Origin of the sequence: Micromonospora sp. URMC 107 (genome assembly GCF_051386315.1) — a bacterium.
Taxonomy (GTDB): Bacteria; Actinomycetota; Actinomycetes; order Mycobacteriales; family Micromonosporaceae; genus Micromonospora.
In genome coordinates this window covers 22,936-35,362 of the sequence record NZ_JBPQTK010000057.1, presented here as the reverse complement: position 1 = coordinate 35,362, position 12,427 = coordinate 22,936, and the positions used below count along the sequence as shown (strand labels likewise).

At 74.8% G+C, this 12,427-nt stretch carries 12 protein-coding genes; 10 read left to right on the top strand and 2 right to left on the bottom strand.

Annotated features, from left to right (window positions below; genetic code table 11):
* On the bottom strand, positions 1-1,063 hold a 1,063-nt coding region (locus ACSNN9_RS15385), incomplete at its 3' end, for a glutathione S-transferase family protein (protein ID WP_436673820.1).
* 144 nt (positions 1,064-1,207) lie between these two features.
* Between ACSNN9_RS15385 and ACSNN9_RS15380 the strand changes: the two genes are divergently transcribed.
* Positions 1,208-1,642: an ester cyclase gene (locus ACSNN9_RS15380; protein ID WP_436673818.1), complete on the top strand. Its 435-nt coding sequence runs from the start codon at positions 1,208-1,210 to the stop codon at positions 1,640-1,642.
* On the opposite strand, the gene ACSNN9_RS15375 is transcribed toward ACSNN9_RS15380, so the two are convergent.
* Positions 1,623-2,192, bottom strand: a complete 570-nt coding sequence (locus ACSNN9_RS15375; protein ID WP_436673816.1) for a Uma2 family endonuclease — start codon at positions 2,190-2,192, stop codon at positions 1,623-1,625. The two genes, ACSNN9_RS15380 and ACSNN9_RS15375, sit on opposite strands and share 20 nt — an antisense overlap.
* Positions 2,193-2,285: 93 nt before the next feature.
* Between ACSNN9_RS15375 and ACSNN9_RS15370 the strand changes: the two genes are divergently transcribed.
* The 9 genes from ACSNN9_RS15370 (at position 2,286) to ACSNN9_RS15330 (ending at position 12,142) form a co-directional block, all read left to right on the top strand.
* Complete coding sequence (locus tag ACSNN9_RS15370) at positions 2,286-2,912, top strand: NuoI/complex I 23 kDa subunit family protein (protein WP_334607456.1); 627 nt, start codon at positions 2,286-2,288, stop codon at positions 2,910-2,912.
* Positions 2,909-3,535 carry an NADH-quinone oxidoreductase subunit J family protein gene (locus tag ACSNN9_RS15365; RefSeq protein ID WP_436673814.1) on the top strand — a complete coding sequence of 209 codons (627 nt, stop codon included), beginning with the start codon at positions 2,909-2,911 and terminating at the stop codon, positions 3,533-3,535. Before ACSNN9_RS15370 ends, ACSNN9_RS15365 begins: the two co-directional genes overlap by 4 nt.
* Positions 3,532-3,948, top strand: a complete 417-nt coding sequence (gene nuoK, locus ACSNN9_RS15360) for an NADH-quinone oxidoreductase subunit NuoK (RefSeq protein ID WP_357883247.1) — start codon at positions 3,532-3,534, stop codon at positions 3,946-3,948. Before ACSNN9_RS15365 ends, nuoK begins: the two co-directional genes overlap by 4 nt.
* Entirely contained in the window at positions 3,945-5,879 is a 1,935-nt protein-coding gene (locus ACSNN9_RS15355; protein WP_436673812.1) for an NADH-quinone oxidoreductase subunit 5 family protein, read from the top strand. Before nuoK ends, ACSNN9_RS15355 begins: the two co-directional genes overlap by 4 nt.
* Positions 5,876-7,381 (top strand): complex I subunit 4 family protein, encoded by a 1,506-nt coding sequence (locus ACSNN9_RS15350; RefSeq protein ID WP_436673810.1) that lies wholly within the window; start codon positions 5,876-5,878, stop codon positions 7,379-7,381. Before ACSNN9_RS15355 ends, ACSNN9_RS15350 begins: the two co-directional genes overlap by 4 nt.
* Before the next feature lie 46 nt (positions 7,382-7,427).
* On the top strand, positions 7,428-8,951 hold the full coding sequence (locus ACSNN9_RS15345) for an NADH-quinone oxidoreductase subunit N (protein WP_436673822.1): 1,524 nt from the start codon (positions 7,428-7,430) through the stop codon (positions 8,949-8,951).
* A 167-nt stretch (positions 8,952-9,118) separates the two neighbouring features.
* Positions 9,119-9,994 (top strand): zinc metalloprotease HtpX, encoded by an 876-nt coding sequence (htpX, locus tag ACSNN9_RS15340; RefSeq protein WP_436673808.1) that lies wholly within the window; start codon positions 9,119-9,121, stop codon positions 9,992-9,994.
* 142 nt (positions 9,995-10,136) lie between these two features.
* Positions 10,137-11,396: an MFS transporter gene (locus tag ACSNN9_RS15335; protein WP_436673806.1), complete on the top strand. Its 1,260-nt coding sequence runs from the start codon at positions 10,137-10,139 to the stop codon at positions 11,394-11,396.
* Positions 11,397-11,656: 260 nt separating this feature from the next.
* Positions 11,657-12,142 carry a hypothetical protein gene (locus tag ACSNN9_RS15330; RefSeq protein ID WP_436673804.1) on the top strand — a complete coding sequence of 162 codons (486 nt, stop codon included), beginning with the start codon at positions 11,657-11,659 and terminating at the stop codon, positions 12,140-12,142.
* The last annotated feature ends 285 nt before the right edge of the window (positions 12,143-12,427 follow it).

The following is a 12,427-nucleotide window of genomic DNA, read 5'->3' as shown; positions in this document are numbered from 1 at the left end:
GGCCCTCGGCGGGCGGGGGCGGCGGGGGCGGGGTGCCGTCGCCGAAGGGGCGGCCGCCGAGGGCCTGCCGGCCGTGCGGGGTGAGCCAGTTCGCCAGGTCGGGGCCGAGCGGCACCACGCCGGTCGGATTGATGTCGCGGTGCACCTCGTAGTAGTGCCGCTTGATGTGGTCGAAGTCGATCGTGTCGCCGAAGCCGGGCGTCTGGAACAGGTCCCGGGCGTACGCCCAGAGCACCGGCATCTCCGCCAGCTTGCTCCGGTTGCACTTGAAGTGGCCGTGGTAGACGGGGTCGAAGCGGACCAGCGTGGTGAACAGCCGCACGTCCGCCTCGGTGATGGTGTCCCCGACCAGGTAGCGCTGCCCGGCCAGCCGCTCGCCCAGCCAGTCCAGCCGGTCGAACAGCCGGCGGTACGCCTTCTCGTACGCCGCCTGGTCGCCGGCGAAGCCGCACCGGTAGACGCCGTTGTTGACGTCCCGGAACAGCAAGGCGCTGACCTCGTCGATCTCGTCGCGCAGCCGTTCCGGGTAGAGGTCGGGCGCCCCCTCGCGGTGGTACGCCGTCCACTCGGTGGAGAGGTCCAGGCTCATCCGCCCGAAGTCGTTGGTGACCACCTGCCCGGTCGGCACGTCCACGATCGCCGGCACGGTGATGCCCCGCTCGTAGCCGGGGAACCGGGCGAAGTACGCCTCGGCCAGCCGCTCGATGCCGAGCACCGGGTCGCGCCCGCCCGGGTCGAGGTCGAACGTCCAACTCCGCTTGTCGTGGGTCGGGCCGGCCACCGCCATCGAGATCGCGTCCTCCAGCCCGAGCAGCCGTCGGACGATGATCAGCCGGTTCGCCCAGGGGCAGGCGCGGCTGACCGCCAGCCGGTACCGGCCGGGCTCCACCGGCCAACCGTCCCGGGCGTCGGCGGTGATCCGGGTGGCGATGTAGCGCTGGTCCCGGGTGAACTCGCCGCCCGGCTCGACGTACCTGCCGCCGGTCCGCATGAGCACGTCGTCGGCGCTGCCGCCGCCCGTCGCCGCGCCGCCCGTCGTGCCGCCCTCGGTCGTGCCGCCCATGCCAGCCCTCCGCCGTCGCCCGTCGCTCGTCCCATCATGGCGGCTGCGCCGCCCTCGGGCCCGCCGAGTGCCGACCTCCGCCGTGTAGGTCGAGCCCGGAGGCGGTGGGCCGGCTCCGGGCGGGGCGGCGGTTAGGCTGCCGCGATGACCGATGTGGAGGCGGCGGCCCGACGCTTCATCGCCGACGTGTGGAACGCCGGGCGGGAGGAGTCGGCGTACGAGCTGGTGTCGCCGGAGTGCCCGGGGCTGGGCGGAGCCGGCCCGGAGGCGACGCTGGCGTGGCACCGGGAACGGCGCGCCGCCTTCCCGGACCTGCGCTACAAGATCGTGGACGTGGTGGCCGCCGGGGACCGGGTGGCGGTGCACTGGCGGGCCGCGGGCACCCAGGCCGGGCCGTTCGGGCCGGTACCGCCGACCGGGCAGGTGGTCAGCTACTCGGGGGCGAGCTTCCTGCGCTTCGACGACGCGGGCCTGATCGTCGACGTGTGGAGCTGCAACGAGCTGTTCCAGCTGCTCCAGCAGCTCGGCGTCGAGATGCTCCCGCCCGCGGCGGGTGGGCTCAGCGGGACCGGGGCGTGATCCTGGCGAGCGGGATGTCGATTTCCCACGGCTCGGGGACGAGGACGCCGTCGGTCATCCGGGCCTGCTCGACGTAGACGCGCTTCGCCGGGTCGAGCCTGTGGGCGTGCACGACGATCCCCGACTCGGTCTCGATCCGCCAGAAGTAGGGGATGTCCGCCTCGGCGTAGAGCGCGGGCTTGAGCACCCGGTCGATGCTCCGCGAGCCCTCGGAGACGATCTCGACCACCAGCATCACCTCGTGGGGCCGGTAGTGCGAGGGGTTGCGCGAGGCCGCGTCCAGCTCCGTGACCAGCACGTCGGGGATGAAGGCCCGGGTCCGGGAGAGCCGCACCTCGACGCCCTGCGTGACGTCGAGGTCGGCGGGGCAGGTCTCGTCGAGCGCGGCCATGAGGCGACCGGCGATGGACTGGTGGAGTCGCGTGGGGGAGGGCGACACGATGAGGTTTCCGTCCAGGAGTTCGTGGCGGCCGTCGTCGGGCAGGCGGTCGAGGTCGTCGACCGTCCACCCGCCCGGCGGCGGAAAGTCGCCCTGCAGCGCGGCGGTCATGGCGAGCCCTTTCCGGTGCGTCGTTCTCCCCGCCCCACCGTACCGCCGGCAGACCCCGGGTGGTGGTCGCGCGCGCCGCGGCCACAGGGCAGGATGGTCGGCATGACCGACCGCAGCGAGCGCAGCGAGCCGGGCGGCGCCGGCGGAGACCGTGGCCTGCCGGGCGCGGGACTGGTGAAGGGGCTCGCGGTCACGTTGAAGACGATGACCCGCCGCTCGACCACCCAGCAGTACCCGGACGTCGCCCCCGAGCTGCCGCCCCGCTCGCGCGGGGTGATCGCGCTGCTGGAGGAGAACTGCACGGTCTGCATGCTGTGCGCCCGGGAGTGTCCGGACTGGTGCATCTACATCGACTCGCACAAGGAGGAGGTGGCGGTGCCCGGCGCCGCCCGCCCGCGCCAGCGCAACGTGCTCGACAAGTTCGACATCGACTTCTCGCTCTGCATGTACTGCGGCATCTGCGTGGAGGTCTGCCCCTTCGACGCCCTCTACTGGTCGCCGGAGTTCGAATACTCCGAGTACGACATCAAGGACCTGCTGCACGACAAGGACCACCTCGGGCAGTGGATGGGCACCGTGCCGCCGCCGCCCGCGCACGACCCGAACGGTGAGCCGGCGAAGGAGGAGACCGCCGCCGCGCGCAAGGCCGCGGTCCCGGCCGCGCCCGCCGCCCGTCCCGCCGCCCCGCCCGTACGCCCCGAGCCCGAGGCCGGCGCATGACCGGTGCGGACGTGCTGCTGCTCGCCCTCGGCGCGGTGGCGGTCGGTTCGGGGGTGCTGGTGGTGGCGACGCGGCACCTGGTCCGGGCCGGTCTCTACCTGGTGGTCTGCCTCGGCGCGCTGGCCGGGACGTACCTGGTGCTCACCGCCGAGCTGGTGGCCTGGGTGCAGGTGCTGATCTACGTCGGCGCGGTGGTGGTGCTGCTGCTCTTCGCGGTGATGCTCACCCGCGCCCCGATCGGCGCCTCGGACGACCTGGACCGGCCCGGCTGGGCCGCGGCGCTGGTCGGCGGCGGCACAGGGCTCGGGCTGGCCGCCCTGCTGGTCGACGCGTACCGCTGGACGGCCGTGGAGCTGCCCGACGCGGGCACCGCGGAACGCCTCGGCGACCAGATCTTCCGCAGCTGGGTGCTCCCCTTCGAGGTGCTCTCGGTGCTGCTGCTGGCCGCCCTGGTCGGCGCGATCGTGATCTCCCGCCCCGACATCGGCCGGCCGGGGGCCCAGGGGCCACGCGCCGACGGGCCCGGTGCCGACCGGCCCGACGCGGACCGGTCCCGCACCGACCGGTCCGGCACGGCGGTCGCCGGTCAGGATCCGGGCGACGACGGAGGGCGGTCGCGGTGAGACCCGTCATCCCGTACGTCACCGCCGCGCTGCTGTTCGGCCTCGGCGTCTACGGCGTGCTGCGCCGCCGCAACGCGGTGCTGGTGCTGATGGCCGTCGAGCTGATGCTCAACGCGGTCAACCTGATCCTGGTCACCGCCGACACCACCGTGCGCGCGCAACTGCCGCACGGCGGGCAGGTCTTCGCGCTCTTCGTGATCGTGCTGGCCGCCGCCGAGATCGGGGTCGGCCTGGCGATCGTGCTCCAGCTCTACCGGCTGCGGGCCACCGTCGCCGTCGACGAGGTGCCGCTGACCGAGGGCGCGCCGACCGGACCTCCGGCCGAGCCGGCCACCGCCGCCGTCGGCACCGACGCCCGGCCCGCCGGGACGGCCCGGCCCGGGTCCGCCGACCGCCCGGAGGGGGAGCGGTGAGCACGACCACCCTGCTCGGCGCGCTGCTGCCGGCCGTACCGCTGGTGGCGGGTCTGCTCGGCCTGCTGCTGCCGCCCTCGCCGCCCGGGGCCGGGTCGGGCGGGGACCGCTCCCGGCGGGCGGCGATCGCGCTCGGCGTGGCCGGGGCGGCCGGTGCGCTGGCGCTCGCCGTCGCCCTGCTGGTCACCCTCGACCGGTCCGCCGAGGCGTCCACCACCTGGGTGGACCTGGGCGGGCTGACCGTGAGCCTCGGGGTGCGGCTGGACGGCGCCGCCGCGCTGGTCGCCGTCGCGGTCGCGGCGGTGGCCCTGGCCGTGCAGGTCTACTCGGTCGGTTACCTGCGCCGGGGCCCGCACGACGACGTCGACACCGACCACCGCTACCCGCCGTACGCGGCGCAGATCAGCCTCTTCACCGCCGCCATGCTGCTGGTGGTGGTCGCCGGCGACCTGATCCTGCTCCTGGTCGGCTGGGAGGTGATGGGCATCTGCTCCTACCTGCTCATCGCGCACGACCGCCGGCTGCCGGAGGCGCCGGCCGCCGCCATGAAGGCGTTCCTGGTGACCCGGGTCGGCGACGTCGGCTTCCTGCTCGGCATCGCGCTGCTCGGCGTCTCGGCCGGCAGCTTCCGCATCGCCGACGTGCTCGCCCACGACCACGCCACCGGCACGCTGACCGCCGCCTGCCTGCTGCTGCTCGCCGGGGTGGCGGGCAAGAGCGCCCAGTTCCCGCTGCACACCTGGCTGCCCGACGCGATGGCCGGCCCGACGCCGATCTCGGCGTTGATCCACGCCGCCACCATGGTCGCCGCCGGCGTGTACGCCGTGACCCGGCTCTACCCGCTGTTCGAGGTGACCCCGGTGGCGCTGGCCGTGCTCGGCGTCATGGCCTCGGTCACCCTGCTGCTCGGCGCGTTCGCCGCCACCGCCCAGGACGACCTCAAGCGGGTGCTGGCGTGGTCGACGGTCTCGCAGATCGGCTACATGACGGGCGCGCTGGCGGTCGGCTCCACGCCGGCCGCGCTGTTCCACCTGCTCACCCACGCCGCGTTCAAGGCGCTGCTCTTCCTCGCGGCCGGCGCGGTGATCCACGCGGTCGGCACCACGCTGATGTCGCGGATGGGCGGGCTGCGCCGGGGCATGCCGGTCACCTTCTGGTGCACCGTCGTCGGCCTGGGCGCGCTGGCGGGAGTGCCGCCGCTGTCGGGCTTCTGGAGCAAGGACGGCGTGCTCACCGTCGCCCAGGAGGCCGCGCTGCACGGTGCCGGGCCCGCCCCGTCCTGGGTGGGCTGGCTGGTCTGGCTCGCCGGGCTCGTCGGCGTCGCGGTCACCGCCTGGTACGCCACCCGCCTGCTGCTGCGCACATTCTTCGGCGAGACGCGGATGCCGCTGGCCCACCCGCACGACCCGCCCGCCGTGATGCGCTGGCCGGTGCTGCTGCTCGCCGTGCCGGCCGCCCTGCTGGGTCTGGCCGGCTTCGACTGGGCCTTCGCGCGCCGGCTGCTGCTCGCGCCGACAGCGGGCGAGCCGGGCGAGCGCCTCCTGGTCCACGTCGGCCCGGAACTGCTGCTGCCGCTGGCGCTGCTGGCCGTCGGGGCGGGGCTCGCCTGGCTGCGCTGGCGGCGGGACCCGGCCGCCGACCCGGCGACCGCGCTGGGTCCGCTGCGGCCGGTCTTCGCCGCCGCGTTCCGGCTCGACGACCTCCAGCGCGCCCTGGTCGTACGCCCGACGAAGGCGCTGGCCCGCGCGACGCGTACCGCCGACGAGGTGGTGGTGGACGGCGCGGTCGAGGGCAGCGGCCGGGCCGCGCTCGGCCTCGGCGGCGGCCTGGCGGCGCTGCACCGCGCGGCGCTGCCGCGTGCGGCGGCCGGCGTGCTGGCCGGGGCGCTGCTGATCGGCCTGGCGGCCGTCCTGATCGGAGTTTCCGCATGACCACGGGGGAGTTCCTGCTGGTGGCGGTGCTGGCGTTGCCGGCGCTCGGCGCGCTGGCGGTGGCGGCGACGCCGCGGGACCGGGCGGCCCGGGCGGTCGGCACGGCCGTCGCGGCGCTGACCCTGGTGGCCGCCGCGCTGCTGTTCCTCGGCGACCGGACCTGGTCGGCCCACGGGACGGACGCGCCCTCGGTGCGCCCGTGGCACCGGCTCGACCTGCCCTGGGTGCCCGGCCTCGACCTGCGCTTCCACCTCGGGGTGGACGGCATCTCCTGGCCGCTGGTCGTGCTGACCGCCCTGCTCACGCTGCTCTGCTGCGCCTACACGCTGTGGAAGGTCCCCGACGGCGGCAGCGGGCGGGCGCTGGTGGCCCTGCTGCTGGTCGTCGAGGTCGGCATCCTCGGCACCTTCCTCGCCCTCGACCTCGTGCTCTTCTTCGTCTTCTTCGAGGTCGTCCTGCTCCCGATGTACGCGATCATCGCCGGCTGGGGCGGCGCGGACCGGCGGCGGGCGGCGGCGAAGTTCGCCCTCTACACGCTGCTCGGCTCGGTGCTGCTGCTGGTCGGCGTCTTCGTGGTGGTGGCCGCCGCCGGGACGGCCGACGTGGTGGCGCTCACCGGCGGGACGGGGCTGTCCCGGGGCACCCAGCTTGCGGCGTTCACGCTGCTCGCGCTGGCCTTCGCGGTGAAGAGCCCGCTCTGGCCGCTGCACTCCTGGCTGCCCGACGCGCACACCCAGGCACCCACCGTCGGCAGCGTGGTCCTCGCCGGGGTGCTGCTCAAGATGGGCACGTACGGGCTGATCCGGATCGCGGTCGGGGTGGCCCCGGAGGGCGCCCGCTGGGCCGCTCCGGTGCTCGGCGCGCTGGCCGTGGCGGCGATCCTGGTCGGGTCGCTGGTCTGCCTCGCGCAGCGCGAGCTGAAGCGGCTGATCGCGTACTCCAGCGTCGGGCACATGGGCTTCGTGCTGCTCGGCGTCGCCACGCTCACCACCACCGGCATCCAGGCGGCCCTGATCGGCAACGTCGCGCACGGCGTGATCACCGGCCTGCTCTTCTTCCTCGCCGGCGCCATCAAGGACCGTACGCACACCGGGTCGCTGGACGAGCTGTCCGGGCTGCGCGAGACCGCCCCCCGGCTCGCCGGGCTGCTCGGCTTCGCCGCCGTCGCCTCGCTCGGCCTGCCCGGGCTGGCCGGCTTCTGGGGCGAGGCGTTCGCGGTGGTCGCGGCCGTCGAGGTCGGCGGGGCGCTCTGGACCACCCTGGGCGTGCTGGCGGCGGTCGGCGGGGCGCTCACCGCGGCGTACCTCCTGCGGCTGCTGCGCCGGGTGACGCACGGGCGGCCCAGCCCGGCGGTCGGGCGGCTCACCCCCGGCCTGGCCGGCGTGGAGCTGGTCGCGTGGGCGCCCCTGGTGCTGCTGGCCCTCGCGATCGGCCTGGCCCCGACCCTGGTGCTCGGCGTCGCCGAGGCCCCCGTCGACGCCCTGGTGGAGGTGCTGCGGTGAGCGAACCGGGCCGGCGGTACGGACGTGACGGGGTGCCAGCATGAGCATGAGCGTGGTGCAGAGCGTCGACAACGTGGCGCTGCTCCCGGCCTACCTGGCCGCGGGGACGGCCGTGCTGGTGCTGCTCGCCGACCTGCTGGTGGCCCGGGGCCGGGTCACGCTGGCGACGGCCGCCGCCGGCGCGGCGGCCACGGCGCTCGGCGCGGCCCTGGTCGGTGGCGGAGACGAGCGCCGCACGTTCTGCGTCGGCCCCGACTGCTCGTACGTCTTCGGCGGCCGGGCCGCCCTGGTCGCCGTCGTCGTCGCCCTGCTCACCCTGGGCGTGCTCGCGCTGTCCGGCCCGCTGCTGCGGGCGGGGCAGTCGCCGACCGGGGAGTACTGCTTCCTGCTCGCCTGCTCGATGACGGGCGGCGTGGTGCTCGGCGCGGCCGGCGACCTGATCACCCTGATCGTGGCGCTGGAGACGCTCACCCTCCCGCTCTACGTGCTCGTCGGGCTGCGCCGGGACAGCCTGGCCAGCGCCGAGGCGGCCGTCACCTTCTTCGTGGTCAGTGTGGTCGCCACCACCCTGACGCTGCTCGGGGCGGCGCTGCTCTACGCGGCCACCGGCGGGCTGCACCTGGGCCGGATCGGCGCGATCCTCGCCGACCGGCCGGACCTGCTGGACCTGCCGCTCACCACCGCCGCCGTGGCGCTGGTGGTGCTGGGGCTGGCGTTCAAGGTGGCGGCCGTGCCGTTCCACGCCTGGGCGCCGGCCACCTACGACGGCGCGCCGCTGCCCGTGGCGGCGTACCTGTCCACCGCCTCCAAGCTGGGCGGCGTGGTGGCCCTGCTCGCCGTGGTGCAGCACGCGCTGCCGGCCGGCGTGACCGGTCCGGTGCTCGCCCTGCTCGCGGTGCTGACGATGACCGTCGGCAACCTGGTGGCGCTGCGCCAGCGGCGTACGGTCCGGCTGCTCGCCTGGTCCTCGGTGGCCCAGGCCGGCTACATCCTCGCCCCGCTCGGCGCGCTGGCGCTGGCCGCCGGACGCACCGCCGACGCCCGCACCGCCGCGTACGCGGCCGCCGTGGCGTACGCCGTCTTCTTCGTGGTGCTGGAGCTGGCGGCCTTCGCGGCCCTCGTGGCGCTGCGCCCGGCGGGCGCGGACGGGGGCACGCTCGACGACCTGCGCGGGGCGGCCCGGCGACACCCGTGGCGGGCGGCGGCGCTCGGGCTGGCGCTGGTCGGGCTCGCCGGCCTGCCGCCGGGCCTGGCCGGCCTCTTCGCCAAGGTGACCGTGGTCCGTTCGCTGCTGGACGGCGGCGCGGGCTGGCTCGCCGTGGTGGTGGCCGTGAACGCGGTGATCGGCCTCGCCTACTACCTGCGCCTCACCGCCACCCTCTGGGCCGGGCCGACCGCCGGGCCGGCCGGCACGCCGGGCGGGGACGCTCCGGGCGTCGGCTCCGGCGGCGCCCCGGCCGTGGTCCCCGTGCGGGCCCGGACGGTCGGCGTGGTGCTGGCCGTGGCGACGGCGGCGGCGCTGGTGCTCGGCTTCGCCCCGCAGCTCGTGCTCGACGTCGCCGCCCGCTGAGGCGGCGGTCCATCGGGCGGTCTTCCCGTCTTCGGGGGCGGTAGTCCCCACGGGCACTTCGGACATCTCAGGCAACTCACAGCCATGAGACGGATGGTTGGCGGGTACCGGGTTGTTGAACCGGTCAGCGGATCCCGCGTGATCCGTGCTGCACCGAAGGAGTGATCGTGCACCACAACCGTCTGAAGACCGCCGCGCTGCTCGGCCTGCTCACCTCGCTGATCCTGGCGGTGGGCTACTGGTTCGGCGGCAGTGGCGGCCTGGTCATCGCCGTCGTCCTGTCGCTCGTGATGAACGGCGTCACCTACTTCTACTCCGACAAGCTCGCGCTGCGCTCGATGCGGGCGCAACCGGTCAGCGAGGCACAGTTCCCCGAGCTGTACCGGATGGTCCGCGAGCTGGCCACCGAGGCCGGGCAGCCGATGCCCCGCCTGTACGTGAGCCCGACGTCGCAGCCCAACGCGTTCGCCACCGGGCGGAACCCGCAGCACGCGGCCGTCTGCGTCACGCAGGGGATCACCGAGATCCTCGACTACCGCGAGCTGCGGGGCGTGATCGGGCACGAGCTGTCGCACGTCTACAACCGGGACATCCTCATCTCCAGCGTGGCGGCCGGTCTGGCCGGCATCATCACCATGCTGGCGAACATCGCCTGGTTCATCCCGCTGGGCGGGGGCGACGACGAGGACTCCCCGAACCCGGCGGTGCTGCTGCTCACCATCATCCTGGGGCCGATCGCGGCCACCGTCATCCAGCTGGCGATCAGCCGCAGCCGGGAGTTCCAGGCGGACGCCTCCGGCGCCCGGCTCACCCGGGACCCGCTGGCCCTGGCCAGCGCCCTGAAGAAGATCCACATGGGTACCCAGCGCCGGCCGCTGCCCGCCCAGGGGCAGCTCACCAGCACCGCCCACCTGATGATCGACAATCCGTTCCGGGGCGGCGGCGTGGCCGCGCTCTTCTCCACCCACCCCAAGATGGAGGAGCGGGTCGCCCGGCTGGAGCGGATGGCCGCGAACAGCGGACCCGTGCAGTTCCAGCGCTGAGGCGCTGATCACCTTTCCGCCCGTGTCCGGTCCGCCGGACACGGGCGGAACGCCGTGTGAGCGCGTTAACCGTTCCTTTCCCGCGTCCGGCGGCGTTAGGGTCGAAAGGTTCCCCACTCGTTACATCCCCTGGAGGTCGACCGTGGCCGCACTGCGCCAGTACCTGGGCGTCTGGCGGATCCCCGGAGCGCCGATGCTGCTGCTCACCGGCATCCTCGGTCGGCTCGGGATCGGCATGACGCCGCTGGCGCTGCTGCTGGTCGTCGAGCAGGTCACCGGCCGCTACTCGCTGGCGGCCGTCGCCGGGGGCATCTACGCCCTCTCCGGCGCCGCGCTCAGCCCCGTGGCCGGCCGGATCGCCGACCGGATCGGCCCCACTCCGGTGCTCGTCGGCACCGCCGTCGCCCACCCGTTCGCCCTGCTCGGCCTGCTCTGGTCCGCCCGCTCCGACGCCGGCAGCCTGGCGCTGGTCTTCGTGGCCTCCGGGGTCGCCGGGGCCACCTACCCGCCGCTGACCGCCGCGATCCGCGGCGCCTGGAACGACCTCACCTCGCCGGCGTCCGGCCGGTGGCACCTGCGCAACACCGCCCTCGCCGCCGAGACCACGCTCTTCGAGATCGTCTTCGTGCTCGGACCGCTGCTGGTGGCCGGCTTCATCCTGTTCGCCGACGCCGGGGCCGCCCTCATCGGCGCGGCCGTGGTGACCCTGGTCGGCACCATCGCGGTGGCCCTCGGCCGGGTGATGCGCGGCTGGCGGCCGCACCCGCGCGAGCACCAGACCAGGGGGCTCGGCCCGCTGCGCGTGCCCGGCTTCCCGGCACTGCTGCTCTGCGTCGCCAGCCTGGGCATCGCCTTCGGCGCGGCCGGCGTGACCGTGCCGGCGTTCGCCACCGCCTACACGTCCGACGACCCTGACAGCCTCGCCGGGGTGCTGCTTGCCGTCTGGGGCGTCGGCAGCGCGGTGGGCGGTTTCTGGTTCGGCGTCCGCAAGCCGGCCCGGAACATGACCCGGCAGTTCTCGCTGCTGCTCGGCGCGGTCGCCGCCAGCTTCGCCGTCTTCGCGGTGATGCCCACCCCGGTGGCGCTGGGCACCGCCCTGGTGATCGGGGGCGCCACGATCGCGCCCGCGCTCACCCTGGAGAACACCCTGGTCGGGCGGATCTCCCCGACCAGCATGCTGAACGAGGCGTACACCTGGGTGGTCACCATGTCGGTGGGCGCCAGCGCCGCCGGCGGCGCGGTGGCCGGCCTGATCGTCGACCACGCCGGCGGGGTGCCCTGGGCGTTCGTCTTCGCCGGGGCCGCGGTCGCCGTCGGGGCCGGGGTCGCGGCCCTGCCCGCCGGGCCCATCTCCCGCGCGGAGGCCACGGCGGTACGCACCGAGGAGTTGCTGCCCGCCTGACGTGCCCGGGTTCCCCGCCGCGCTGGCGGGGTACCACGGGGTCATGTTCGTCTTCTTCTCGAACCGGGTGGGCTGCCTCGGTTCCCTGCTGATCAGCGCGATCCTGACGGTGGTCCTGCTGCTCGTCTTCTCCCGCTGACCCGACGCGGGTCCGCGCTGTCGGTCCCTGCGGCCGGGGCGGATGTCGTGGGGCGACGGGACGACCGGTGGTGCGGCACACTCCCGACGTGGGGATGCCAGCGCCGGTCACGGCTCACGACATGACGGTCGCTCTGGACTACGGGCAGTTCACGCTCTCCGGCAGCCTGGACGACGACCCGGACTTCACGACGCTCCTCCGGGACGCGCACGTCGACGCGCACATCGCCAGCACTGATCACACGGTGCTCGTCTGCGTGCCGCACCAGAACAACTTCAGGATGCCGCTTCGCGTCGAGGTGTGGGTCGCACCGCCGCCCCGCGACTTCGGGAACTGGGAGGAGATCTTCGAGTGCGCGCTGGCGGTCGACGGCGGGGAGCTGTGGTACGGCTCGCCGACGCTGGAAAGCCGGCGCTGCGAGGTGCCCGACGGGCGGTACGGCGTGCGCATCTGCGGCCGGGGCTTCGTCAACCGCGGCTGGCCCGGATCCACGACGCCCGGTGACGTCTGGCGGGTGCAGCTGTGGCCGTCCAGGAGGAACCTGCCGGACCGGAGGATCAGGGCGTGGTACCCGCCGGAGACCGGACCTGTTCCGCCGACCGGCTGAGGACGGCCGCGAGAGCGGCCCGCTCGTACGGGGCAGACCCGGTCGGCGGCGTGCGGACGGTTGCCCGAGGTGGCCGACGCCCACCGGCGGGCGGATGGGCCGGCCGGAGCTTGCGGGCGAGGGGCCGCAGTGGGCGGGAGTGCGGGGCCCGACGCAGGGACGAGGGCCGCGCAGGCCGCCGCCAGGCCGTCGGAGGGCGCTCGTGAGCGACCAACGACGACTACTGGCGACGGCTTGTGCCCAGGTGACAAGGCGGGCCGGTTCGGGTCCCTTGCCTGTGAGGCT

Excerpts from the sequence above, each read along its gene's own strand:
- ACSNN9_RS15345 (WP_436673822.1), top strand. The coding sequence starts at position 7,428 with ATGAGCGTGGTGCAGAGCGTCGACAACGTGGCGCTGCTCCCGGCCTAC.
- ACSNN9_RS15330 (WP_436673804.1), top strand. The coding sequence starts at position 11,657 with ATGACGGTCGCTCTGGACTACGGGCAGTTCACGCTCTCCGGCAGCCTG.
- ACSNN9_RS15380 (WP_436673818.1), top strand. The coding sequence starts at position 1,208 with ATGACCGATGTGGAGGCGGCGGCCCGACGCTTCATCGCCGACGTGTGG.
- ACSNN9_RS15365 (WP_436673814.1), top strand. The coding sequence starts at position 2,909 with ATGACCGGTGCGGACGTGCTGCTGCTCGCCCTCGGCGCGGTGGCGGTC.
- ACSNN9_RS15350 (WP_436673810.1), top strand. The coding sequence starts at position 5,876 with ATGACCACGGGGGAGTTCCTGCTGGTGGCGGTGCTGGCGTTGCCGGCG.
- ACSNN9_RS15370 (WP_334607456.1), top strand. The coding sequence starts at position 2,286 with ATGGTCGGCATGACCGACCGCAGCGAGCGCAGCGAGCCGGGCGGCGCC.
- ACSNN9_RS15375 (WP_436673816.1), bottom strand. The coding sequence starts at position 2,192 with ATGACCGCCGCGCTGCAGGGCGACTTTCCGCCGCCGGGCGGGTGGACG.